The sequence below is a fragment of the Acinetobacter sp. 826659 genome (assembly GCF_000588515.1).
GTDB lineage: Bacteria > Pseudomonadota > Gammaproteobacteria > Pseudomonadales > Moraxellaceae > Acinetobacter > Acinetobacter pittii.
This window is the reverse complement of the sequence record NZ_JFYD01000009.1, coordinates 81,200-106,862: the sequence shown is the minus strand read 5'-3', so window position 1 is coordinate 106,862 and position 25,663 is coordinate 81,200. Positions and strand designations below refer to the sequence as shown.

Here is a 25,663-nt window from a genome sequence, read left to right as displayed (position 1 = left end):
CCAGAACTTTGAGCCGATTAATGCGCAGTATCCATCGAGTGCATCGACCAGTTATGTGGTGAATAACGGGGATACCTTACAAAGCATTGCCTTATCGGTTTGGGGTGATGCTTCGATGTGGTACATGCTGGCTGATGTCAATGGCTTGAGTGCGACGGACAAGTTAACTGCGGGACAGGTATTAACGGTTCCGAACAAGGTCACCAACATCCACAACAACAGTGAGACGTTCCGGCCTTATAACCCGGGAGAGGCGATTGGGAATACCCAGCCGACAGTACCGAGCCCGCCACCGCCACCGAAGCCGAAGAAGAAGTGTGGTGGTATTGCCCAGATTGTAATGATCGTGGTGGCGATTGTGGTGACTGTAGTCGTGTCTTATTTTGGTGGACCACAGGCAGGAGCAGCAGTTGCAAAAGGATTTACAGCCTTAGGAGCCTCCGCATCGACAGCAGCAGCAGCAGGAACGGTGGCAACAGCAGCCACAGCGGCGGCGGCGGGTAGTGTTGCCTCACAGCTGGCTGGGCGGGCTATGGGCGTGGTGGATAGTTTCTCTTGGTCACAAGTCGGTATATCCGCTTTAAGTGCGGGTATTACCGCTGGTGTGGTTGGAGCATTGGCTCCTGCAGCAGGGACTGCTGGAACCACTGGAGCAACTGCAACACAAGGTAGTTGGGTAACTGCAGCGAAGGAGGCTATTGAGAAAGGTGGTTGGGCTGCTAAAGGGGTTATATCTGGTGTTACAAGTTATGGCTCCAACTATATAGCAAATCAGGGATTTGGGAATAACCAGAGCTTTAGCTGGGCATCACTAGGTTCATCGATTGTAAGTTCGATTGTAGCAGCTGGGATGGGGGATAAAGGGGTATTTGATGGTCTAGGCAAGGCAGCAAGTCCTTATGCCTATTCCTTAGCTGGTGCTAATGCCGCCGCAGTCATTGACGACAAGTGGTTTGGTGGAGCGAAACCGAATTATTTAAGTGTATCAATGGCAGCGATCGCAAATACAATAGGTCGTCAGTTTGGGGAGGGTTCTAGCTCAAGTCAATATAAATCAAATATCACTGTCTATAACCCTGCGACAGGTGAACGTACAGCATTGGAGGATACGTCATCACTTTATGCGTACAGTGGTAGTGAATTCTTTGATGATTTGAGGAATTTTAACTGGTCTGGCATCCGTGATGGGTTTAGGGAAGAGTTCTCTGATTATATGCCAAACAATAATCAAGAACGTATGGCTTTAATGATGGGAAGGAATAGTGATGTTACACAATTGCCTACCATTAGAGTTCAAGCTCAAGCTACCGACAGTATTGTTTATGCCCTCGGTGGTGTAAATAGTACTTACAACATGACAGTAGCATTAGGACGTGTTGAGGAACGGGCAAGATTACAACGTGAAATTGATATTAGTAATGCAAATAATCGAAGAACATGGCAAGAGTGGGCGAACGATGCGAACTACTCAGGAAGTTTTATTGACGCAGCGAAGTATGTAAGTAGACAGACTTATCTTAAAGTTGCTAATTTTACTACTTTTGGTTTATATGGTCGAAGTGATGAAAGGTTATTACAGGTAAGACAAGGGAAGTTATCTCCAAGCTTAGCCCGAAGAGCAGACTTAATAGAAGCTGGTGGTGGAGCAGCAGTTACTTTAGCGACAGGTGGAGTCTTTAATATTCTTCGTGCTACTGGTAGTGTGGGGCTAGCAAGTATGGGGTTGGGTGGAGCCACAAAATACTATGGTGGATTAGCAATAGCAGGAGCAGGCTCTGGTGCTCTTATGGATACTGGGATTCAGAGTACTGAGCGGATTAGTTATGGCATAAGTGACGGTCTAACGGGACGATCTGAATATGATTTAGGACAAATAACACTTTCAAGTGTGGTTGGTGGGGTTGCTTCACCTTTATTAGGTGCGATACCAGCATTTGCAAGTTCAAAATATAATGTGGACTTACAATGGCCTATAGATTTTGATGTAAGTGCGGGGCGATTGAATAGTGGGTTACCTATTGAGTTTAGATCTCCTATTATTAAAGAAGCAAATAGTGTATTAATTAATTCAGAAATAGCAGCATTACAACGGATTGCTACTAATAATAAGTCTGACTTATATTGGGGAAGCTTGCGTAGAGCTTATCAAGATGCTCGTGGACAGATTGATTTTGCACATATTGAGGCTGATATTGATTTTAGTCGAGTAGCTAGTAAGCAAGTGATGGGAGGGCACTTTTCAACGTCGCCTCGTTTGAAAATTATAGAAGGTACAGAGCAGATAGGTCAAAATGGTTCTATGCGAGCTAAGGTAGAGTTGCTTACTATCGATGGAAATTTTTATACAAAAACGAATAATGGTGGTTATTCATCAATGACTCCGCTTACATGGTCTTTAGCACAAGCTAAGGGTGAAATGAGCTTAGCATGGTTGAATAGAAGTTTAGTATCAGGTAAAACCTATGAAGGTAAGTCTGGTGGACTATCGTTTAAATTTTTTGAACCGAATTATAGAAATGTGAATTTGTGGCGTGGTTATCCGGAGTATACACCGTGAAGAAAATAGTGGCAGAGTTAATTCTATTAACTAATAAATCTATATATCCAAGAGTTTATTGTATTGATGAAAAGGGAATTGAGAATGAAGCTATAACTCTGACACTTTGTGATACGATATGGGAGTTGCGTGGTAAACCCCTTTTAGAATTAAAGGAGTTAATAAATAATTCTATATCAGGGAAATATCATCCAATTAATCAAGAGTTACCGGATATTTCTATTAACGATAAATTCATTTGGGTGAGAACATCATTTGCAAATAATAATGAAATTTGTATTTCAAATGAAAATATACCTGAATATTCTATAGATGAGGGATTGCCACAATACTTTAACTTTGAACAGTTTAATATAGTAAGTAAGCTCGTAGAGGACTTTGAAACAGAAATAATTAAGCATGGTAAAGATAATTTGCTCGGCGTTAAGTTTGAAGTTGCGTTCCCAGAGAGTTAAAGTATATGTTCCACCGCTGTGCGGTGGAACATATACTTTTTAATTTATAGGAGAAATTGAAGATTAATTTTAATTTTTCTAAGGTGACTTTTCTGTATAATATTAATATTATAGAGGCATAATTTTTACAATGATTACAACTTTTAGATTAAATTTATCTATAGAATAATAACTCTTATATCAAAATATTTTTAGAAAAAATTTAATAGATTTTAATACTTAAATAATTTTATTTAAGTATTAAAATATTGATAATTTTTATTTTGAGCCTAATTGCTCTAGAGCTGTATCATTAAAGTAATACTTTTAAAAATTAAGGATGAGAGAGTAACTTTCTTCGGCTCTAGAAAATATCTAAGTCAATGGGGCCCATTATCCTCATCAATAGTATCTAAATAAGCACCCAAAAACCCTGTTAATGTTTTGTGTTCAGTAGAGGTGTTGGTTTGCTCGGCCTGAGTTTCAGTAAAATGATTACTATGAGCTATATCTTGATTACTCGATTTAGGGGTGGATGAATTTTGAGCTGCATTTTCAACTTGAGCGATTACACGTTTAATGTCATTACTTAAAGCATCGTTTGAACAAACAGCAATTCCTTCTTGGAAATGATGAATCGCATTAGGGATTTGTTCTTTAAATAAAGCTAAATAGCCAAGTGAAAATGCTGTAAGGGCAGGATCATGTGAACTTAGAGATAGGCCACTAAAAATTTGCTCAGCTTGTAGCGTTTGCTGAGTTTGTAAATATAAAAGGCCGAGCTGAAATTGAGCGATATCAAATGTTGGATTAATTTCAACAGCGTGTTGTAAAGTTGTGATTGCCCGCTCAAATAGACCAATTTCTGCATATTGCATAGCGAGGAAATAACAAGCAGCCCCATGATCAGGTTGGATATTTAATAATTCAGTTAAATAACGAATAGCAGAATGAGTATCTCCATGTTCACTTGCATGGATTGCAAGTTTTAAAGTTTCATCTGCATCAAAAGGAGATAAGAAATTCTTCATCATTGTCTTCTATTTTAGTTTAAATGTTTTTGAAAGTTTGGATGATTGTTTAACCAGTCTTGGACTAACACTTGACCTGAGCTTTCGCTACTTGGAGCTCGTCTCATCAAAATATTGTTCATTTTCTGTTGAGCCGCATTTGCTTGGTTTGCATTATTCAATAAAACATATTCAGCATACTGTGCTGCCATACTGTGTTCATCAATATCATAAGCCTGTTGAATGAGTTGTTTCGATTTCGATACGTTATTTTTCATCGCCTCAACAACTGCTAAGCCACCATAGCTATCAGCAAATTCAGTATTTAATGGTAAAGAAATTTCAAAAGCTTTTTCAGCATTAACAATATCTTGCTTAAGGATATAGCACCAAGCTAATACATGCCATGTACCAACATGATTATTCATATATTCTACGGCTTTAAGCAAATGCTGTTCAGCTTTCTCAAGATTCATTTCGTAAAATTCGAGTTGACCTAGACCAGACCATGCACGACCTGCTTGAGGATAGTGTTCTAAAATTAAATTAAAAGTGTTTTGCGCAGCAGAAATACTTCGTTCATTAAGTTGTACTTCACCCAATGCTAATAGCGCTTCAAATTGAAAAGGGTTGATAGCTAAAGCTTGTTGAGCTGTTTCTTTAACGTTTAAGTAATCTGAAAAATTATTATTCGTTTCATATTGCAATAACGCAAGGTTGCCTAATGCTTCAGCATGTCTTGGATTTAAATTAATAGCATTTCGTAAAGATGCTATTGCCCCCGCAGGTTGTTCTAAATGATGTAATATTCTCGCATATAACACATAAGTATCTGCTTCTACTAATGCAGAAGAACTCATTAAGGGTTGTAATGTTAAATATGCTTGTTCGTATTGATTCATATACAGTTGGGCATATGCGAGATTGTGTAATACAGTTGTATTTTCAAACTCAGTACCTAAAACATGTTGGCTAAAACTGATAGCTTCTGGAAAATTACCTAACTGTAAACTTACTAAGCTAGCCATGCGGTTTACTTGAGGATCACTAAGTTGTTGTTCTTTTAAGTGGTCCAACATGTGTTGAAGCACATCAACATTATTGACTATTAAAGCAGACTCAAAAATAGAATTAATTAAGTGACCGTTTTGAGGATCCTGCTCTAAAAAACTTAACCAACGTTTAAGTTGTTCTTCACGTTCGAAATCATTCGTTGTTATCATAAAATTAAAACACCTGCTTTTTATAATTATAGAATAAGATAAATATATGAAATTGAGAAGAAATAATATTATTAAATATATTTTTTTGTTTGAATGTTTCAGATAAAATGTGCCCACTCTGGAGTACATGTAATGAACCAAGATCAGCTCTTATATTTATTAAAAGAAACATTATTAACAACGGCAATGGTTGCAGCACCATTATTATTAGCAATCATGATTGTTGGGCTATTGGTAAGTATTTTACAAGTTGCCACTCAAATTCAAGAAATGACTCTAACATTTATTCCAAAACTTATTGTTTCAGTAGTCATATTATTGGTTCTAGGAGGGTGGATGATAAACCACTTACGAGCTTTCGCAGTTGAAATGTTTCTAAAAGCAGCTAATTTTTAAACTATATGTTCGGTTTCCTTGAGTTTACGACAGTTCTTTTATTGTCATTACGTCTGCTTCCAATTTTTGTAGTTATGCCTTTAACTATTTTTACTCGGGCACCTATATTTTTTAGACTGATCATTGTCTTGGCAATTTCAGTTATTTTGTCCGGATTAGTTCCGATTGAGCATAGTGTAATCACAATTTCCTTAATCATAAGTGAATTTCTCTTAGGTATAGTCCTTGCATTTGGATTTCATACAGCCTTTGCAAGTTTAGATTTGGTTGGAAAGTTGCTGGATTTACAAATTGGTATTAATACAGCGGGCGTTTTTGATCCTTCCTCTAGTCATTTAAATGGTGTCATTTCAGATTTGCTCATTGCCATCGCTGGAGTTTTATTTTTTATACTTAATTTGCATTACACCTTATTAAATGGATTGGTTGCCTTATTTAGGGTGGTACCTTTAGGATCTTTTAACTTTCAGTTATTAAATATAAAAAAACTAGTCAGTTTAATGGGGGAGCAGTTTATTTTTGCTTTTATTATATTGTTACCTGTCATTTTAGGGGTGTGGTTGGTAGATATTGCTTTCGCCATAATGTCTAGATCAATGCCTCAAGCTAATATTTATTTTTTGGCTCTCCCAGTTAAATTTATTGCTGGTTTGGTTTTGCTGATGTTGGCTATGCCAATGATTGTCCAAAATGTACCTCGACTTTTTGATGAACCTTTAAAACTGATTCTGTTTTAAAGACCTGGGGTTAAAATAATGGAAGATCAACAAGAAAAATCTGAACAAGCTACACCTTATAAGTTAGAGCAAGCTCGGAAAAAAGGTAATGTACCTAAGAGTATGGATTTACTTTCTTTTGTAGTAATTTCAGCTTTCCTTGCAGGCTTCATAGCGCTATCAGGCGATATTGCTTCGGAAATATTCAGGCTTACTCAGTGGTGGTTAGGTCATACAGATATTTTAGTTCAAAACAACTTGGCAAACGTGCATTATTGGGCTAACAAAAGTGTATCTAAAATATTAAATGTACTTGCTCCATTAATTTTAATCATTATAGTTTTTGCAGTCGCTATAAACCTTGCTTATAGTGGTTTTGTTTTCTCATTCACAACTTTAAAACCTGATTTTAAAAGACTAGATCCTATAAAGGGACTTAAGAAAATATTTTCTAAGCGGATGTTTGTTGAGGTAGTTAGAGTTATTGTCAAAGGCTTATTATTTTTTGTGGCTACATATTTTTCAATACTTTATATTATCCACCAATTAATGAGTGATCTAACAAGAACTCCTCAATCAATCGTATTATTTTTTAGTAAATCTATAGTTGTCTTGGTACTCAGTTTACTAGCTGTAATGGCAATTTTTGCAATTTTTGATATGTGGTATGCCAAAAGAGAATTTTCCCGTCAAATGCGCATGAGCCATAAGGAAGTTAAGGATGAATATCGTCATAGAGAAGGTAGTCCAGAATTAAAATCAAAGAGACGTAGAAACCAACAAGAATTTTTTAATAAGGTGAAAGCAATTTCTCAAGTTAAAAAAGCTGATGTTGTTATTATTAACCCTACTCATTATGCGGTTGCATTAATCTATAAACCTGAAAAAATGCATGCACCTATTGTTTTAGCAACAGGAACAGGTATGCTTGCCTCGATGATTAAACGTGTGGCTCGTAAGAATCAGGTGCCAATATTACATCGACCAGTTGTCGCAAGATATATTTATGCCCATTGTGTAGTTAATCAATCAATACCAGATGAAATACATCATGATGTGGTTGATATATATCGCTGGGTCATTGCATTACCAAATTCGAAGTTGAAGTTTTAAAAGATGATTGATAAGAATAAATTTAAATTCGAGTTTTATAATCTCGCATTAGTGATTGGGGTAATAGGTATTTTATTAGTACTATTTACTCCTGTACCTACATGGTTACTAGATTTTCTGTTATTAACGAACTTTACAGTGGCTTTAATTATTTTATTATTGGCACTTGATACAGAGAAACCTTTAAGTTTTTCAACTTTCCCATCGTTACTGCTTATTACAACATTATTTCGCTTAGCATTAAATATCTCATCAACTCGCTTGATTTTAGATCATGCAGATGCAGGTAAAGTAATTGCGGCTGTTGGTAATTATATGGTGGCGGGAAATCTGGTAGTCGGGTTTGTCGTTTTCTTTATCTTAATTATTGTTCAATATATTGTTATCACTAATGGTGCTCAGCGTGTTGCGGAGGTCGCAGCTAGATTTACTCTGGATTCATTACCCGGTAAACAAATGAGTATTGATGCTGATCTAAATATGGGATTAATAGACTCAGATGAGGCAAAGTTACGTAGACATAAGTTAGAGCAAGAATCAAATTTTTATGGTGCTATGGATGGTGCTTCTAAATTCGTTAAAGGTGATGCAATTGCCGGTGTCGTCATCATCATCATTAATATTATTGGTGGTCTATCTATTGGTATGCTTCAAAAGGGGATGGGCTGGTCTGAAGCTTTACAGCATTATTCTTTATTAACAATTGGGGATGGTATTGTTACCCAAATTCCTTCATTAGTAATTTCAGTTGCTGCAGGTATTATTATTACACGTGCGGCTACAGATACTAAATTAGGTCAAGCTTTGGGGAACCAGTTCTTTGCTTATCCTCAAACTATTGTGGTAGTCGGTGTAGCTTTAACTTTAATGCTATTTTTACCTGGATTACCCGTTCTACCGATTTTAATTTTACTATTAATATTAGCTGGGGCTATTTGGTATTCTATCAAAAATAAGAAAAAGCAAGCTAACAGTAGTGATGGTGAAAATGAGGATAAACAGGAAAATTTAGAACAAAAAGATTTAAATAGTTTAAAACCTGCTCCATTTGAGTTAAAAATAAGTCCGAACTTAGAGCCATTTATTTTAGATGAGGCAAGTTCTCTTATTCAAAGATATGCTACTTTGCAAAAACAACTTTCATTAGATTTGGGTGTTTTTTTGCCAAAGTTATCTATCAATGTAGATAAAAGATTAACAGAAAATCATTATCAAATTCTCATTTACAGTGCTGTGGTTGCAAGAGGAAGTGTCAACTTTTTAAAGGTTTTAGCTATTAACTCTGGGAATGCTTCTATGAGTAGTATTCAAGGCGATGAAACTAAGGAGCCAACTTATGGATTGCCAGCACTCTGGATTGAAGAAACTCAAAAGCAACAAGCACGAACTTTAGGGTTTACTATTGTTGAGCCAGAAACTGTAATAGTGACCCACCTCTCGGAAATTGTAAAACGCTATTTAAGTGAGTTTCTGACTCGAGCGGAAACTGAAAAATTGATACAGCTTCATAGAGATAGTATGGGAACATTGTTAGATGAACTCATTCCTTCAGTGCTCACGTATTCTGATATTCAGCGTGTCTTGCAACTATTATTAAAAGAGCAAGTGAGTATAAAAAATATGGAGAAAATTTTAGAAGTACTTATTGATATTGGGCGTATTAATAAAGTACCTGAGGATTTAGCTGAAAAAGTTAGAGAAAGATTAGGGTCTATTATTTATGAAAAATTTCTTAGTCCTGATGGTAATTTGCAGGTTATGACAATTGCTCCTGAAATTGAGAGTCATATGCTAGCTATGGTACGTGTGAATAATGAAAGTATTTTGCCTCCACAATATATTGATAAATTTCTTAGAGGGATTGTGCAGGAAACAGAAAAACAATTAGCAAATAATGTTCAGCCAATTTTACTATGTTCACCTTCTATTCGCAGACCTCTTCGCGCCATGATATCAAGAGCCATTCCGCATGTAGAAGTTTTGTCGATAGCTGAATTGGGGCAATTTGTGCAAGTTTCGTCTGCTGGAATTATTTCAATTCCTGAGTTTCATTCAATGGAGATGAGCGCGTGACAGACCCAATTATGCAATTGTCTCAAGTTATCCAGCAAGAGTTCAATGCTTTAAAAACAGTTTCACAAAATACTGCAAACTTAAATACAGTTGGGTATAGAAGTGAAGGGGTGTTTAGCACTTTAGCAACACCATCATCAAATAATAGAACTTTTTCTGATATAGAACAGAGGCAGACGATATCTTATATTAATTCAAATAATGGGTCATATATAAATACTAACAGAGCACTTGATTTTGCTCTATCAGGTAAGGGGTGGTTCGTTGCTGCTAATAAAGATGGATTTTTAATAACACGTGATGGGCATTTCCATGTTGATAAAAAAGGCTATTTATTAACAGAACAAGGTTTAACTGTTTTAGGCAAAGAAGGGCAGCCCATTATTATTGAGGAAAAGGATTTAGACTCATTAAAAGTTGATAATAAAGGTTATATTCATGGTTTAAATAATGATATAATATTAAATCAAATTTTAGTAGTACATGCAGAGAGTAATGATATTAAGGCAGAAGGTAATGCTTTATATTCAGCTTCGCAAGTAAGACAAATAGACTCTAATGAGTATCAATTATTTCAGGGTAAATTAGAGCAATCAAATACAATGATGAGCCAAGATATGGTGAAAATAATGGAATTATCTCGGCATATTGAGAGTCTACAACGAGCTGTAAATGCTTATGATAATTTGTTAGATAGTGGTATTAATCAATTAGGAAAATAAAATGATTGACGCAATAAGTATTGCAAACTCTGGATTAACAGCTCATCAAAAATGGTTGGATACAATTTCTAGTAATATCTCGAATATGCAAACTATGGGATATAAAAAAGAAAATGCTCAATTCTCTAACCTTATTGCCACAAATAATTTTAATAATATTATATCTCAGCAGGGAATAGGTGTTTCTTTAGAGAATAATTATACTGACTTTAAAAATGGAGATGTACAAACCACAAATCAGCCTTATGATTTCGCTATACAAGGTAAAGGTTTTTTTGAAATTGAACAACCCGATGGAAGTTTGGCTTATACCAGAGTTGGACAGTTTCACGTGAATTCCGATGGCCAACTTGCATTAGCAAATGGCCAAGTTCTAACAGCAGATATCCGCATTCCACCTGATGTTGAGCATGTGAAACTAACCTCTGATGGTATTTTGAGCGGTAAAGTGGTTGGTACTGGCGAAGAGTTAGAACTCGGTAAAATAGAGTTGGTAAGTTTCAATAATGATAGTCAGCTTAAGAAAATGGGCAATGGTTTGTATTTACCAACCCAATTAAGTGGTGAGCCACAATATGGTGAAATGAATTCCGAAGGCATGGGAACGGTTTTACAAGGACATTTGGAAATGTCAAATGTTGACCTGGTAAGTGAGATTTCTAATTTGATTATGGCTCAGAGAGCTTATCAATTAAATGCAAGAGTATTACAAGCGGGTGATCAAATTATGGAAACAATTAATAATTTGAGACGTTAGAATGGGTTTTAGATTATCACTTATTTTATTATCATTTATTTCTAGCTCTGTAAGTGCATGTTTAGATCTAAATTATGATCAGCTTATTACGAAGGCTAATAAGCTAGTCTCTGAAAAAATAGAAAGTGATAGTGGGCTTTCATCTCAACTCTTCCCCTTGTTTAATATTTCTAATCATTCCTACTCTCAAATTAGCCTGATCACTTCTATTTATCAGCCTAGAGTTGGATTTGAAGTAATGGATTGTGATCCTAAGATTGGTAAGCAACAGTTAAAAATCTTATGGTTTCGTCCAGAAATTAAAACAAAAGCTTGGGTATTTAAGCAAAATGCGATACGTAACCAACCGCTCTCAAAAATTGAAATAAGTTATGAAGATATTGACCTTATTAAACTAAAAGTAACTCAGGATAAATTAGCCTTGGGGCCTTTTGATGAAAAAATATGGCTTTTTGAAGCAGCAAAAATCAATACTCCTATTCTAAAGAGTAATTTAAAGACTGCTCCGTTGGTTGTTAGAAATCAGCCAGTTAAGGTTATTGCTGTAGCTAATAATATTATGGTTGAAACAGAAGGGGTGGCACAACAATTTGGACAATATTTGGAAAAAGTGAGTGTGCGGTTACCAACAAATAATCAGCTCATTAGGGCTACAGTTATAAAAGAAGGAACAGTTAAAATTGATTAATAAAATTGTTCTTATTGTGAGTATTTTATTAACTACTCATGTATCTGCACAAACTAGTTTAATTGATACTGAGAATTATCAGGCTTTGACGAGTGATAGGCGTGCAATTAATGTCGGTGATATTTTGACAGTTCTTGTTGCTGAATCTACTTCAGCTAAATCATCAGTAGGTACCAATGCTAAAAATAAAACAAATTTATCTTTCTCGGCAAATACTTTAACTGCCAAGGCAGATGCTGGTCTTGGAATGGAAGGGGGAGCAAGTGGTGAGGGTAATACGTCAAGACAAGGACAATTAAGAACAGTTGTTTCAGTGCAAGTTACAGAAAAGCTTTCTAATGGATATTTAAAAGTAGCAGGTAATCAAGAAGCTATTATTAATAATGATAAACAGCTTATTCAAATTAGTGGTTATATAAGGCCAGATGATATTAGCTATGACAATACTATTTATTCATACCGTTTAGCAGATGCTAAAATTCAAATTAATGGTAAAGGTGTAGCAAATGATGCTCAAAAATTAAGTATTTTTTATAAGCTTTTTCATTGGTTAAGATTAATATGAAAAGAATATTAATTGGTATAGTGGTTTTATTTTCTCTAAATTCTGCTATTGCTGCTGTAAGTACAGTTCGATTAAAAGATTTAGTTCGCGTGCAAGATAATCGAGAGCACGTATTAATTGGTTATGGTTTAGTTGTGGGTTTGGCTAGAAGTGGTGATTCTGACAGAAATAGCACTACTAGACAGGCATTGGTAAACACTCTAAAGCATTTTAATGTCAATATTAATGAACATGACTTGAATTCACGTAATACAGCAGCAGTCATGATTACTGCAAAAATGCCACCATTTAGTGAAGTGGGTGATAAGTTTGATGTAGAAGTATCTTCTATAGGTGATGCTCGAAGCCTTTTGGGGGGTACTCTAATCTTAACTCCTTTATATGGACCTGATAATAAATTGTATGCTTTAGCTCAAGGCCCACTTGCAACTGGTGGTTATACATTTGAGGCGAATGGTAATTCTTTCCAAAAGAATCATGCAACAGTTGGACGTATTCCCAAAGGAGCATATTTAGAAAAAGCTATTGAAAATCAGTTGCCACAAGATAAATTGGTACTTATTTTAAATCAACCTGATTACACAACTGCAAACAGAATTGCTCAGGTTATATCCCGTCAAGGTGTAATGAATGTAAAAGTTGTGCATGCTGGAAAAGTAGAAATCCTAGTTAATCCTTATACGCCAATACCAAATCTTATAGCGAATATAGAACGCTTAGAAGTTGAGCCAGATCAAATAGCTAAAATTGTAATTAATGAGAAAACAGGAACAATTGTTGCTGGTTCAAATGTGCGTATAGGTGAAGTTAATATTTCACAAGGAAACTTAAATATAAAAGTCGATACAGAGTATTTAGTTTCACAACCAAATTTTATTGGCCGCAATTATAATCATAATATTTCAACAGAAGTGGTTCCTCAAACAGATTTAAAAGTTACAGAGGATAAAGCAAATTTTGTTTCTCTTCCAAAAGGGGCAACAGTAGCTGGATTAGTGCAAGCTTTGCAAAAAATTCACTTAAATACAAGAGATATGATTACAATTCTTCAAGCAATTAAAGATGCTGGCGCTTTAAATGCTGACTTAGTAATTCAGTAGGATATTAAATGGATAATATTAATAGTATTAGCAATTCACTTTTAAATGCTATGAACATACAAGATATGAGAGTTAAAGTTGCCTCTACAAATATTGCAAGTCTTAATTTAGTAGATCAAAAAGGGATAAATTTTGACTATAAACGCCTATTAAAAGATATATCAGCTCATAACTTAGATTATAATAACTTAGATATTGAGAGATATAAATCTAATATTCCTAAAAGCTTAATAAAGCTAGATGAACAAACTTTTGAAGCAGTTGCTGCAAGTGGGCGTTATCAAGGTATTGCCGAAATGTTAAATAGGAGCTATGGATTAATGCAATTAGTAATACAAGGAAAAGAAGGGTAATGCAGCTTTCTTCTAATTTATCTATTCAAGATATAGTTTCATTTGGCTTAAAACATGAAAAGGCTCGAGTTGAAGCTGCAAGTTATAATATTGCAATAGCTAATGTTGCGTTACCTAATAAAAATGCTAATTCAGTATTGCATGTTAAGACGAATTTATCTTTTTTAAATGATCTACAAAATAGTATCCATATAGAAAGTACACCTGGTGCTAATACTAAAAGCGTATATGAACCGAATCATCCATTAGCGGATAAAAGGGGGATGGTTTTTTATCCTGAAGTTAATACTGCTACAGAAATGGCCACTTTAGTTTCTGCAAGTAGAGCATATGATGCAAATATTCGTATTTTTAATACGATTAAGGATATGACCACTAAAGCGTATGAAATCGGAAAATAAGTGAATGTACAACCTTGAACCAATAAGCTTAGATAAAGTCACATCATTTCCAAATTTAAAAAGCTCGTTTGTTTCTTCTATAGAACCAAAACAATTAAGCTTTTTGGATATCCTAAATCGAAATGATACTTTGTATGAGAATGCAACTGATAAAGTAATGAAGTATGCGGCAGGCGAAAATATACCTGTACATGATGTTATGGTTGCAATGGAAAACGCAAAACTATCATTTCAATTTGCTGTTCAAGTAAGAAATAAGTTAGTTGAAAGTTATCAAGAAATTACACGTATGCAAATTTAAGCAACTAATTTGAGTAAGAAAAAAGATGAATTTTTGGGGTAAAAAATCCGTTTTTTTTATAAGCGGACTATCTATTATTATCATTGGTTTCATAGGGGCTTGTTGGTGGTTTTTAAAACCAACATATGTGCCTCTATTACAGCAGAATGATAAAAATATTCAGGCAAACGTAATTAATATCTTAGATACATCAAATATTCCGTATGTAATTAAGAATAATACTATTGAAGTTGAAGAAAGCAAAATAGGTGAAGCTAAAATTGCTTTAGACAAGGGAGGGTTAAGTAACCCAGAGACGGTTGGTTTTGAGCTATTTAATGAAGCTGATTATGGTATGTCTGATTTTGCCCAAAAAATTAACTTTCAACGTGCGTTAGAAGGAGAATTAGCTCGGTCAATTATGACTATGGATGGCATGAAATATGCTCGAGTACATTTGACGCCTGAAAAAGATACGATATATGAAGTTGATAAAGCCACAGCTAAAGCATCTGTGGTTATAGAGACTTTAAATAACAATCAGTTAAGTAGAGATAGTATCGAGGGGATTCAAAACTTAGTTTCATCTGCTGTTAATGGTTTAGATGCTAAGAATGTTGTACTTTTGAATCAACAAGGAGAGATAATTAGCAATAATTTAGACACTTCCTCTAACTCTTTGAAGCGTTCAGAAGATTTAGAAGCAAAAATAGAAAGTAAGGTAAGAAGTATCTTATACCAGTCTTTCAATATTAATAAAGTCAGTGTGTCTGCAAATGTCCAAATAAATTTGGACAAAAGAAAAGTAGTGCGTGAGAAGCCAATTTTATCTGATGCTGGAATCTTATTGCTAAAAAAGAAAGAAACCTCTTCCACTATTTTAGGGGCAGATAATACAAATTCTTCGCAAAAGGATAGTTCACATGATAATGAATATGCTATCGGTAAAGAAACTTCAGAAATTGAATATGGTTCAGAAAGAATCAGTAAAGTTAATGTAGGTGTTATTGTTCCAAGTACATTAGGTCCAACGCAATTACAAAATATTCAACAAGTTTTAGAAGCTGGATTGGGTATTGATAAAAAACGCGGTGATAATTTAGTTTTAGTAAGTAGTATGATCCCTGCTGAAACAGTACAGGACCAAAAGACAAAGAACGAATTATTAAAAACAGATAATGAAAAAAAGGCAACAATTCAAAGTAGCCTAACACCATTTATGATAATTGTTATTTTTTCTTTAGTCATACTAGTTATCTTTTTGATTTTAAGGTTTGTACAGAAACCTTCTAAAGAGGTAGTTGAAGCAGATTCATTGACAGATGAAGAAAGAGAGAAAATTCTAGTTAATTTAAAATACTGGTTAGGTAAAAATTAGATGAAAGATCAAAATATTGCTTTACGCAGTTGGATATTAATGTTTTGTAGTTTAACTTCCGATGAGCAAGAAAAAATTCGTCTAAAATTGAATGAACCTGAAGTTGAAAAGTTGGAAGAGCTTTTACAACAAGTTCAAGCACTGGGTATTGATTCTAAAAAAATATCTATTAAAGATTTTATTGAAGATAACTTAAAAAGCTGGGATTCATATTCTGAGTTATTAAGTAAAGTTATGCAGTATATTCCTCCTGTTTGGTATGTCTTACTTGAAGATAATTTTTTTACCGAAGTTTCTTTAAAAAAAGATCCTGCTTATTACAAAGAGTATATGAAATATAAAGAAATTTTTAATCAATTTAAGTTGGCACCAAAAATGAAAGCTTCGCTGAGTAATTATTTTTATGAGAAAGTAATATATGAGTAATCATGTTGTGTCTTCTAGATTGCGAGAAGTTTTAAAGAGTGATAAAAAAGTCACTCTGGGTGCTATGGTTGACAAAGTTAGCGCTCAAAAGGAAATTAAACAGAATGTAGAAATGAAAAATGATGTATCATCAAAAAAAGAAAGTGGGGATGATTTAAGGGAGAAAGAACTATCTATTTTAAAAGAGCAATATGCTAATGAATTCAAGAAAATTGTTGAGCTTGAAAAGGCAAGGCTAAAAGATATTCATGAGAAAAAAATACAGTTATTAGAAAGTCAATTTAAATCTAAAATAGATTCTCTTACCTCATGTATTGCTGAGTTTAGAAAAAAAACTGAGTCTTTAAATTCCTCTTTAGAGCTCATTGCAATAAAAACTATAGAAGAAATCTTAAAAAAAATGACTATAGATTTAGCTAAACACGAGGAATTTATTGCTGAGATTATAAAAAAAGCTCTACTTGATTATAATCTAGAAGAAGGTTTAACTCTAAAAGTTAACATGCATGACTATGAGATGATTAAAAAAATTATTTCTGAAAATAATTTCTTAGCAAATTATAATATAGGAATTGAGAAAGATAACTCTTTAATATCTGGTCAGTATTTAATTGATCTAAAAGAATCTATGTTAGATATTGGGGTTGTGCAGCAATTTGATAAAGTTAGGCAATTATTAAATGAGTGATAGTGTAAATAATATTGTCAATAACATTTTAAAAAAACTAAATACATCTTCCTTTTTACAATATTCAGGAAAAGTTAAAGAAATTAAAGGGGTTAGTATTGAGGCAGTTGGTTTAAATGTTAGCATTGGTGAGATTGTAGAAATTATTCATCCTAATAAAATGAATTGTATGTTTGCAGAGGTAATTTCGGTTGGTGAACAATCTTTCACTATAATGCCCTTTGGCGACATTCATGGTTTAAATCTTGAATGCAAAATTATATCCTCAAAGAAAACAATTCAAATTCCTGTAAGTCTCAACTTGCTTGGTAGAGTTTTAGATGCTTTAGGAAATCCAATTGATGGTAAGTCTTTACCAGAAAATGTAGAGTTCATCTCTAAAAACCTAATACCTATAAATCCCTTGCACCGAGTTCCAATTACCCAAAAATTAAACACAGGGATTAAAGCGATAGATTTATTTACTCCAATTGGAATAGGGCAGCGGATAGGTATTTTTGCAGGAAGTGGAGTAGGTAAAAGTACTTTACTAGGTATGTTGTGCAAATATGCAACTGCAGATGTGATTATTGTCGCTTTAGTAGGGGAGCGAGGGCGAGAGGTCACAGATTTTATTTCTAGTGTATTGGGTGAGCAAGGTTTAAAAAGATCAATTATATATGTCGCTACAGCAGAACAGCCTGCGGTTTTCCGAAGATTTATTGCTTATACTGCGACAACAGTAGCCGACTGGTATAGAGCGAAAGGTTTTAATGTATTATTGGTAATGGATTCTATTACTAGATTTGCATATGCTCAAAGAGAAATCGGTTTGGCTGCTTCTGAGCCAACTGGATTAAGAGGATATCCAGCTTCGGTTTTTTCTCAACTTCCTCCTTTGATAGAAAGAGGAGGAGCTTTATTAGGACAAGGCTCGATCACATCAATTTATACTATATTAGTCGAAGGCGACGATTATAATGAACCAATATCTGATCATATGCGATCTATTTTAGATGGTCATATTATACTGGACCGTACCTTAGCTGATAAAGGACACTTTCCTGCAATCAATGTATTAAAAAGTATTAGTCGATTATCTAGTATTTTACATACAACTGAGCAAAAAAAACTTATTGCTCAGTTAAAAAAATATTTGGCTTTATATAATGAATATGCAGATATGATTCATCTCGGTGCATATCAGTCAGGTCAAAATAAACTGCTAGATTGTATTATTCAAAATAAACCAGAAATTGATAAAACTTTAATTCAATTAGAGAGTGAGCATATAAAACCAGATAGTATTTGGATAATAATAAAAAATATTGCCTCTAAAATTGATGCGTTAGGGGAGTGAAGATGATAATCACTTCCAATTTAAAGAAACGAAAAGAGATGATGAAAATTCTTGAGTACCAATATATGACACTAAAACTAGTAGTTGGAGATTTGAAGGAAAAAAAACGGAAAGCTGATTTTAAGCAACAACAAGATGAATATAAATATTTGAATCTGTTAGCAAACTTTTCAGAATTTAAGAAAAGATATGGTTTGACACTAGATAATCATATTTATGAAGAAAATTTTATTTTAATCAATAAAAAATATAATGACTATATTGAAAGCAAGAAAACTTGTATTGCTTTGCAAGAACTATTACAACAAAGATTAGATGCTTTGGTTATTCATAAAAGAAAAGTTGACCATTTAAAAGATTCTATTAAAAAAGATGAATTAAATATACTTTTTGAAAATATTTGAGAGAAATGGAATGGAAAATATTAATTTTGATTATCGTTTAAAAACACTTTATGATGATAAAGTGGATAAATCAATTGTTGATTTAAAAGAAAAAAATAGGAAAAATGATTTTTTAAAAGATATTAAAGAAGATTCTGATAATCAAACAAATGAAAATCTTTCTACTCAGAACAATCATATTCAAAAGCAGAATATGAATTTCTCTGAAATTTATAATTTTGGCAAAACGGCAGTTAACCATTTATCATATTTAAATAAGACTGAAAATATACAACCATATAAAAATTACAATTCTTTATTAGCCCACTACACAGATTCATCATATGAACTATTTGAGAATACAGAAAATAATATTGCGAGTAAAAACCTAAGAGCAGGTCAACATGAGAGAAAAATAGATTTTTTTACTAAAAATGAAGATAGATTGATGGTAAATCATATATCGAAATTGAATGCTTCTATCAAGCAGACAACATTTGCTTCGGCAATCTTTTTTAAAAAAAATATTCTTCTTACAAATTCTGAGGCATTCATAAGAGATTATGATGGAGACCATACCGAGTTATTAGAAAATATTAAGAGACAACTCCCTGATAATATTGATAGAATATGGCTTAATGGAAAGTTGATTTGGTCTAAAACCTAAAGAGATAATTATGGCTATAGATGCTCTTGGTAATAGTTTAAATACTGCTAGTAGTGAAGTAAGTAGAAGTAACTTAAGTCAGAATGATTTTATTAAATTATTTATGACAGAACTTACTTTTCAAGATCCACTAGAGCCTATTAATAATCGTGAATTTTTAGCTCAAATGGCTCAATTTACAAACTTAGAGCAAGCTAGACTTACAAATGATAATATTAGTAATCTCGTTTCTATTAATGCCACATTACAGTCTTTAGGTATTATTGGAAAACATGTAGAAATTGTCACTAGTAGTGGGGCAAATATAACTGGTACAGTTTCGGCTGTTAATTTTTCTCCTGAAGGCTCATTAATTAGCGTAAAACAAGCAGATGGTAATTTTTTGACAGATATAAAACTATCACAAATTAAAACGGTAAGGTGATATAAGTGACTCAGGCGCATTTTAATGGTGTAAGTGGTTTAATTGCATTTTCCACCCAATTAAACACTGTTTCTCAAAATATTAGTAATATGAATACACCTGGTTATAAGGGTAAAGATAGTTTTTTAAAAAATGTTGAAAGCAATAATGGGGCCGGTCTAGGTGTTAGTTATGAAGGAACAAGTACCAGATCAAAAAATGGTGACTCCAAGCAAACTGGAAATCAAACTGATTTATATATTAATGGTAAGGGTTACTTTATTTTAAAAGATTCTAAACAAGATATTTATTACACAAGAGCTGGTCAATTTAAATTTGATGAGAAAGGTAGTCTAGTTGATCAGTCTGGTACCTACCATGTTATGGGCTTTGATGGGGCGAGTTTGGTTGAGATTAATATAAATAATTATTTATCCTTGCCACCCGCACAAACCACTGTACTTGACATTAATGGAACTTTAAGTACATCTGAGACTAGTCCTTACAAGCTAAGTAATGTCAATATTTATGATGCTACAGGTTCTTTAAGGAAGTTAACGGTTAACTTTGAAAAACAAACTGATACAACAACCGTAGGTAGTAAGTGGTCATATACTATAATTGATGAAAATAATAAAACATTAAATACAGGTGTCATAAGTTTTACTTTAGCTGGCACTGTACAAGAACAATTTTTAGATATTGATCTAAATTTTGATAATAGTAAACAAAAACTAAAGCTAGATTTAGGTGGCGTTAGTGTAGTTTCAGTTGGAAGTAGCAATATACAAGCTACAGCGACTGATGGGGGGCCAAGAGCTGGTATAGTAGGTTATAACTTTGGTGAAGATGGTGTTCTTGAGTTAAGTTATAATAATGGACAGAAGAAAAAAACAAACCAAGCTGTTGGATTAGCTAGTTTTTCAGATGAAACAAAACTTGTGCAAGATCAAAATGCTTTTTTTCATAAACCTGAAAATATAAATGTCAAATATAGTAAACCTGATTTAGAATATTTTGGAAAAATACAAGGTGGATATATTGAATTGGCAAATATCGATTTGGCGCAGGAGTTTGGTAATATTTTAATCATTCAAAGGGGATATCAAGCTAGTTCAAAAGTGATGAATGTGGCTAATGAAATGTTAGAGCAACTTTATAATTCATCTCGTGGTGGTTAAGATGCAATATGCATTAGGTTTTTTAACTAAAAAACAAAAAGAGCTGTTAATTAATAAGATTAACGAACCAATTTATAAATGGTGTCAGGATTGGATAGGGGATGAAAAGAAACCAACTATTTCTCTTAAAGACTTTTCTGCTCATTATCAGAAACTTGTAGCTAATAAGGGCGGGATTGCTGTAGAAGAAGTAAAATCAGTATTTCTTTTAGCAAAAAGCTCAGATGATTTTCTAAAGTTTTTTTTTAGAGAAATAGGAAATTATCTGCCATCCGATAATATAGCAAATTTTTTAATTGAAAATACAATATCTGATTTATTATGTAAAATTGATAATAATGTAAAAGATATTACTGAGTTAAAAAATATAACAGATATAAAATTTGTAGGAATTCCTGTTATTGTTGAGATTAATTTAGATTTTGGCAATATAGAATTAATATTGGATTCTAATATGCTTGAAATTAATAAGCCATTAGATCAACTGGTTGCAGGTAATAGTTTAAATCTCACTGCTATTAATGATGAAGTTACTTCATTATCTGTTACCTTTCCATTAGATAAACTTTCAATAACTGACTGTCTTGATTTACAAGTAGGTGATGTTATTAAATCGAAACACTCAATTGTTGAACCATTCAGTGTAACGAGTAGAGATAAGGAAGTGGCTGTGGGGTTTTTAGGGCAATCGGAAAATCAATTAGCAGTTTTGTTAAGATCCAAAGAAGAGAATAGACCGTGACAACACAGATCAATGATATAAGTTTACCTAGTTTAGATGGGCAGAATAGTGAAAGTTCAAAAGACTTGCTAGAAAATAAACTGTCTATAGTAGATCACGTCGAAGTTGAATTAGTCGTAGAAGTGGGAAGCGTAAAGTTAACTGTAAGTGATTTATTTAATTTAAAACAAGGCAGTATCGTTAAACTGGATCAGTCAGTTGAAGAGCCTTTGAAGCTTTATCTTAAAGATCGTTTAATCGCACATGGAAAGCTTGTTGCTGTCGATGATGTATTAGGTTTTCAAGTTACTGAAGTAATAAATAGTCTTTAATATGATTTTTAAGCAAGATAATATAATTTCCTCTGAATATATATTATATGTATTAGGAATTACGTTCATACTATTGTTAGCTACTTATTTAATTTTATTTTTTTTTAAAAAGAAAATTGTTTCAAAATTTGAGCTAAATTCGGGAATTAATCGTAAACTTGAAGTTCAAAAATTATCTTCGAAAACGACTTTATATATCTATGATAAAATAGATTATGATGTGATTATTGTTGAGTCAGACCAAAAAGTTTCTGTTATGCATGTTTCTAAATGCACTGAAAATAAAGTCCCAAATGATGAGCAGAGTACTAATGTATAATCAATCATTAAGTAAAGTATTAATCGCTTTGCTCTGTTCATTTTTAAGTATAAGTTGTTTTGCCCAAGAAACTTCTAAGCAAGTTGATATAGCTAACTTAATGAACCCTACGTCAACATTTGTTTCTTTAACACTTCTAAGCTTTATTCCTCTAGCAATGATCGCGACAACTACATTTATTAGAAATGTAATTGTGTTATCAATCATGAGGCAAGCATTAGGATTACAACAAACTCCACCCAATATTGTATTAATCTTATTATCATTTTTTTTGATGATGATTGTGATGGGCCCTTCATTTGAAGTGATTAATAATACGGCTTTTCAACCTTATCTTGAAAATAGAATATCATTGCAAGATTTTTTTATGAAAGCGTGGGAACCTTTAAAGGCTTTCATGATTACTCAAACTCATCAATCAGATATTAAATTAATATATGAGCTATCAAAAACTTCATTTCCCAATGATATGGCAGCTATTTCACCAATTAAACTAATACCTGCTTTTATGTTAAGTGAGCTCAAGATTGCATTTCAAATAGGGTTTGTAATTTTGCTGCCTTTTTTAATTATAGATATTATTGTTGCTTCTATACTCATGTCTTTAGGTATGATCATGGTTCCTCCAGTAACTATTTCATTACCTATAAAATTACTTCTTTTCCTATTAATTGATGGATGGAGCCTTCTTTTTGAGGTGTTAATTAGAAGTACTCACTAAAAGACTTTTCTAAAGTTAAAAAAGCCTCATAATGAGGCTTTTTTATCATCCTTATTTAATATTTGGATCGCCTTTTTTCAAGAAAAAGCGAATCGCTAGTTTTTGTAGGAATGTTCCATAAGGAGGGTGGAAAAGCTGAGTCGGGAAAAATCGATGACGAATAAATACAGTTTTTGCATGTGAAAGTTCACGGAAACCTTCTTCACCATGATATGACCCCATGCCTGAGTTGCCGATACCACCGAAAGGAGCATCATGGTTGACTACATGCCAGCCCCAGTCATTAATGGTCACGCCACCCGAATGAGTTTCACGTAAAATACGATCACGTTCTACCGAGCTATGTGTAAAGCAATAAAGCGCTAAAGGTCGTTCGTCCGATTTCACATAGGTAATCGCATCATCTAAAGAATCATAAGCCACCACAGGTAAAATAGGGCCAAAGAGTTCTTCTTTCATAATGCGCATATCTGGCGTGCAATTCAGCACAATCTGTACAGGCATTCTGCGACCTTGTTGGTCAAAGCTGTAAGTATCGCAAGGAATAACACGCGCGCCTTTTTCTTGTGCATCGGTCAAAATATCTTGAATACGTTTTAAATGACGCTCATTGACAATAGATGTGTAATTCTCATTATTTTCAATGTTTTGACCAAACATTTTTATAAAGCTGGATTTTGCTGCATCCACAAACTCATCAATACTTTCTTTAGGAACCAACGCATAGTCAGGTGCTACACAGATTTGACCACTGTTTGTTGCTTTACCATGCGTAATACGTTTTGCAGCATCGGCAAGTGGGTAGTTGCGGCTTACAATTGCAGGTGATTTACCACCTAACTCAAGTGTAACAGGTGTTAGATTTTCAGCTGCTGCTCGCATGATGACTTTGCCAATAGCTGGGGAGCCAGTAAAGACAATATGGTTAAACGGTAAAGATGTAAATCTTGCTGGGTCTGTAATTTCTTCACCAAACACAGCTACTTCATCTTCATTAAAGACTTCTGCCAGCATGCGACGTAGCATTGCATTGGTATTCGGTGTAATTTCAGGGAGTTTAATCATGACTCGATTGCCCGCAGCTAATGCGGCAATGAGTGGGCCAAGTGCTAAATAAACGGGGAAGTTCCAAGGCACAATCACACCAACCACACCTTTAGGTTGGTATTGCACACTTAAACGGTTTGATAAAAATAAAAGCTCAGTACGGCGTTTACTTGGACGCATCCAGCGGCGTAAATGATGAATCGCATGATCAGCCTCTAACACAGAGCCAAGCAGATCTAATAGTTTAGATTCATCAAGTGATCTTGAACTAAAATCAGAATTAATCGCGGCAGCTAATGCATCTTGATAACGGATAATTTGTTTTTTGAGTTGATGTAGTTTTGTGCGGCGTGCTTCAAGACTTGGGTAAGGATCTGCCTCAAAATTGGCACGTTGTTTGGAAAAAATAAGTTCCATATGTTCAGTGGCAGAGCCGCTATATTCTTTTAAAGTGGAGCTTTCCATTATTGTTCCTTCCATACTTTTGCTTATCATACTTTATGCTTGAAGCGTCGTATGGTCGATGTTAAATTGAGACAACAAGAGGTAGTTTAGTGCCATTATGCACGTCACTCTAGGGATGGTGTGAGTTAAATGCCTAAAAATCTTTATAAAAATGCAAATAGTGTTATTGAAGGAAATTATGATAATACATCCTTAGGTTCGAATACATATTTGCTAGGTTTGACAAGTTTATTCGATGAAATGGGTTCGCAAGGCCATTCAATACCAGAAGTTCTATCTGGCACAAATATTTCACCAGATGCGATGAATCAATCCTCTTTATATATTTCTCAAGTCCAAAAAATTCAGTTATTTCAAAATATTCAAAAACTATCTCACGATCCCTTAATTGGTCTGCGTGCAGGGCAAAAGCAGCGGCTGTCAGATTTTGGGGTGTATGGCTACGCACTATATTCTTCGCGCAATTTTAGACAAGCGGTAGAGCTTGGTATTCGGCATATTAAACTTGCAGGACCTATTTTAAAGAAGTCTTTTTATATTCGAGATGATGTTGCCATTTTTGAAGGGCAGGACATTATTGCACTGGGTAAGCTTCTGCCTTTGGTGTGCGAGTTTTGGTTTAGCTCCATGCAAACCTTAATTGAACGTGTGCTTGAAGGACCATTTCAAGCGAAGAAGCTTTTATTGCCATACCCAGCGTCTGACTATGCGGAAGAATATGAAAAAGTGTTTCATTGTCCTGTTCAGTTTAATGCTGGGGTGATGCAATGGCACTTTGATTTGAAGTGGCTCGATGTACCTTGCCCAAATGCCAACCCGATTACCGCTGATATGTGTAAATCGTTTTGTGAGCGGATGCTAGGTGCTGCTGAACTTGAGGAGCCTGAGTTGGTGAAAACGATCCGTTTAATATTATTGGATGGAACAGGTCTTTTTCCATCAGCTCAAGAAATGGCTGAACGTTTACATATCTCAAAGCGTACCTTACATCGGCGTTTGGCAGGTTTTGATTTAACTTATCAAGAACTATTAGATGAAACTCGGCGCCGTCTTGCTGATGAATATTTGCGAGAGACAACTTTAACCGTAGATGAAATTGCCGAAAGAATTGGCTTTTCAGATACCTCTAATTTTAGAAAAGCCTATCGTCACTGGACAGGCATTTCACCAAATGAATATCGAATACAGTATCTAAATTAGAATCA

General features: G+C 34.0%; 30 protein-coding genes. 27 read left to right on the top strand and 3 right to left on the bottom strand.

The features are described from left to right. Nucleotides 1-2,557 (top strand): LysM peptidoglycan-binding domain-containing protein (locus J663_RS17045; RefSeq protein ID WP_033851190.1); only part of this gene is annotated, 2,557 nt, incomplete at its 5' end. Further along, nucleotides 2,554-3,012, top strand: coding sequence for a hypothetical protein (locus J663_RS17040; RefSeq protein ID WP_033851188.1), 459 nt, complete (start codon nt 2,554-2,556; stop codon nt 3,010-3,012). The genes J663_RS17045 and J663_RS17040, both read left to right, overlap by 4 nt. A 359-nt stretch (nt 3,013-3,371) precedes the next feature. Here the strand turns inward: J663_RS17040 and J663_RS17035 are convergent, their stop codons facing one another. Continuing rightward, complete coding sequence (locus tag J663_RS17035; RefSeq protein WP_033851186.1) at nt 3,372-4,022, bottom strand: tetratricopeptide repeat protein; 651 nt, start codon at nt 4,020-4,022, stop codon at nt 3,372-3,374. 14 nt (nt 4,023-4,036) lie between these two features. Then, nucleotides 4,037-5,224, bottom strand: coding sequence for a tetratricopeptide repeat protein (locus J663_RS17030; protein ID WP_033851183.1), 1,188 nt, complete (start codon nt 5,222-5,224; stop codon nt 4,037-4,039). 132 nt (nt 5,225-5,356) lie between these two features. On the opposite strand from J663_RS17030, the gene J663_RS17025 reads away from it, so the two are divergent. From J663_RS17025 to fliP, 24 genes are read left to right on the top strand one after another with little or no spacing between them, the layout of a single operon-like run. After that, nucleotides 5,357-5,620, top strand: a complete 264-nt coding sequence (locus tag J663_RS17025; RefSeq protein ID WP_016143227.1) for a flagellar biosynthetic protein FliQ — start codon at nt 5,357-5,359, stop codon at nt 5,618-5,620. A 5-nt stretch (nt 5,621-5,625) separates the two neighbouring features. Further along, entirely contained in the window at nt 5,626-6,357 is a 732-nt protein-coding gene (locus J663_RS17020) for a flagellar biosynthetic protein FliR (protein WP_033851181.1), read from the top strand. An 18-nt stretch (nt 6,358-6,375) separates the two neighbouring features. Further along, nucleotides 6,376-7,449, top strand: a complete 1,074-nt coding sequence (locus J663_RS17015) for an EscU/YscU/HrcU family type III secretion system export apparatus switch protein (RefSeq protein WP_033851179.1) — start codon at nt 6,376-6,378, stop codon at nt 7,447-7,449. 3 nt (nt 7,450-7,452) lie between these two features. Next, a complete protein-coding gene (locus tag J663_RS17010; protein ID WP_033851178.1) occupies nt 7,453-9,522 on the top strand; it encodes a flagellar biosynthesis protein FlhA in 2,070 nt (689 codons plus the stop codon). Next, nucleotides 9,519-10,244: a flagellar hook basal-body protein gene (locus J663_RS17005; RefSeq protein WP_033851175.1), complete on the top strand. Its 726-nt coding sequence runs from the start codon at nt 9,519-9,521 to the stop codon at nt 10,242-10,244. Before J663_RS17010 ends, J663_RS17005 begins: the two co-directional genes overlap by 4 nt. A gap of 1 nt (nt 10,245) precedes the next feature. Continuing rightward, on the top strand, nt 10,246-11,001 hold the full coding sequence (locus J663_RS17000; RefSeq protein ID WP_031947737.1) for a flagellar hook-basal body protein: 756 nt from the start codon (nt 10,246-10,248) through the stop codon (nt 10,999-11,001). Nucleotide 11,002: 1 nt separating this feature from the next. Next, nucleotides 11,003-11,689 (top strand): flagella basal body P-ring formation protein FlgA, encoded by a 687-nt coding sequence (locus J663_RS16995; protein ID WP_033851173.1) that lies wholly within the window; start codon nt 11,003-11,005, stop codon nt 11,687-11,689. Then, entirely contained in the window at nt 11,682-12,254 is a 573-nt protein-coding gene (locus J663_RS16990) for a flagellar basal body L-ring protein FlgH (RefSeq protein ID WP_050589400.1), read from the top strand. Before J663_RS16995 ends, J663_RS16990 begins: the two co-directional genes overlap by 8 nt. After that, on the top strand, nt 12,251-13,354 hold the full coding sequence (locus tag J663_RS16985) for a flagellar basal body P-ring protein FlgI (RefSeq protein ID WP_033851172.1): 1,104 nt from the start codon (nt 12,251-12,253) through the stop codon (nt 13,352-13,354). Before J663_RS16990 ends, J663_RS16985 begins: the two co-directional genes overlap by 4 nt. Nucleotides 13,355-13,362: 8 nt before the next feature. Then, nucleotides 13,363-13,707: a hypothetical protein gene (locus tag J663_RS16980; RefSeq protein ID WP_033851170.1), complete on the top strand. Its 345-nt coding sequence runs from the start codon at nt 13,363-13,365 to the stop codon at nt 13,705-13,707. Next, nucleotides 13,707-14,108, top strand: coding sequence for a flagellar basal body rod C-terminal domain-containing protein (locus J663_RS16975; protein WP_033851168.1), 402 nt, complete (start codon nt 13,707-13,709; stop codon nt 14,106-14,108). Before J663_RS16980 ends, J663_RS16975 begins: the two co-directional genes overlap by 1 nt. 4 nt (nt 14,109-14,112) lie before the next feature. Next, nucleotides 14,113-14,409, top strand: coding sequence for a flagellar hook-basal body complex protein FliE (fliE, locus tag J663_RS16970; RefSeq protein WP_031947743.1), 297 nt, complete (start codon nt 14,113-14,115; stop codon nt 14,407-14,409). Nucleotides 14,410-14,434: 25 nt separating this feature from the next. After that, entirely contained in the window at nt 14,435-15,766 is a 1,332-nt protein-coding gene (gene fliF, locus J663_RS16965; RefSeq protein WP_033851165.1) for a flagellar basal-body MS-ring/collar protein FliF, read from the top strand. Then, nucleotides 15,767-16,192: a hypothetical protein gene (locus tag J663_RS16960; protein WP_033851164.1), complete on the top strand. Its 426-nt coding sequence runs from the start codon at nt 15,767-15,769 to the stop codon at nt 16,190-16,192. Beyond that, entirely contained in the window at nt 16,185-16,880 is a 696-nt protein-coding gene (locus J663_RS16955) for a FliH/SctL family protein (RefSeq protein WP_033851162.1), read from the top strand. The genes J663_RS16960 and J663_RS16955 overlap by 8 nt, the downstream gene beginning before the upstream one ends. Next, entirely contained in the window at nt 16,873-18,219 is a 1,347-nt protein-coding gene (locus tag J663_RS16950; RefSeq protein ID WP_033851160.1) for a FliI/YscN family ATPase, read from the top strand. Before J663_RS16955 ends, J663_RS16950 begins: the two co-directional genes overlap by 8 nt. 2 nt (nt 18,220-18,221) lie before the next feature. Next, nucleotides 18,222-18,623: a hypothetical protein gene (locus J663_RS16945; RefSeq protein WP_033851159.1), complete on the top strand. Its 402-nt coding sequence runs from the start codon at nt 18,222-18,224 to the stop codon at nt 18,621-18,623. 10 nt (nt 18,624-18,633) lie between these two features. Beyond that, complete coding sequence (locus tag J663_RS16940) at nt 18,634-19,269, top strand: hypothetical protein (protein WP_033851157.1); 636 nt, start codon at nt 18,634-18,636, stop codon at nt 19,267-19,269. 10 nt (nt 19,270-19,279) lie between these two features. Then, nucleotides 19,280-19,693, top strand: a complete 414-nt coding sequence (locus tag J663_RS16935; RefSeq protein ID WP_033851155.1) for a flagellar hook capping FlgD N-terminal domain-containing protein — start codon at nt 19,280-19,282, stop codon at nt 19,691-19,693. Nucleotides 19,694-19,698: 5 nt separating this feature from the next. After that, nucleotides 19,699-20,853 (top strand): flagellar hook-basal body complex protein, encoded by a 1,155-nt coding sequence (locus J663_RS16930; protein ID WP_033851149.1) that lies wholly within the window; start codon nt 19,699-19,701, stop codon nt 20,851-20,853. 1 nt (nt 20,854) lies between these two features. Then, nucleotides 20,855-21,595, top strand: coding sequence for a FliM/FliN family flagellar motor C-terminal domain-containing protein (locus tag J663_RS16925; RefSeq protein WP_033851147.1), 741 nt, complete (start codon nt 20,855-20,857; stop codon nt 21,593-21,595). Continuing rightward, a complete protein-coding gene (locus J663_RS16920; protein WP_033851145.1) occupies nt 21,592-21,906 on the top strand; it encodes a FliM/FliN family flagellar motor switch protein in 315 nt (104 codons plus the stop codon). Before J663_RS16925 ends, J663_RS16920 begins: the two co-directional genes overlap by 4 nt. A gap of 1 nt (nt 21,907) precedes the next feature. Next, complete coding sequence (locus J663_RS16915; RefSeq protein WP_005139760.1) at nt 21,908-22,225, top strand: hypothetical protein; 318 nt, start codon at nt 21,908-21,910, stop codon at nt 22,223-22,225. After that, complete coding sequence (gene fliP, locus J663_RS16910) at nt 22,218-22,946, top strand: flagellar type III secretion system pore protein FliP (RefSeq protein WP_033851143.1); 729 nt, start codon at nt 22,218-22,220, stop codon at nt 22,944-22,946. The genes J663_RS16915 and fliP overlap by 8 nt, the downstream gene beginning before the upstream one ends. 51 nt (nt 22,947-22,997) lie before the next feature. Here fliP and J663_RS16905 read toward each other — a convergent pair whose 3' ends face one another. After that, entirely contained in the window at nt 22,998-24,458 is a 1,461-nt protein-coding gene (locus J663_RS16905) for a coniferyl aldehyde dehydrogenase (RefSeq protein WP_033851141.1), read from the bottom strand. Nucleotides 24,459-24,587: 129 nt separating this feature from the next. On the opposite strand from J663_RS16905, the gene J663_RS16900 reads away from it, so the two are divergent. Next, the gene (locus tag J663_RS16900; RefSeq protein ID WP_033851139.1) at nt 24,588-25,658 is read left to right on the top strand and encodes an AraC family transcriptional regulator; all 1,071 of its coding nucleotides are present in this window, start codon (nt 24,588-24,590) and stop codon (nt 25,656-25,658) included. The last annotated feature ends 5 nt before the right edge of the window (nt 25,659-25,663 follow it).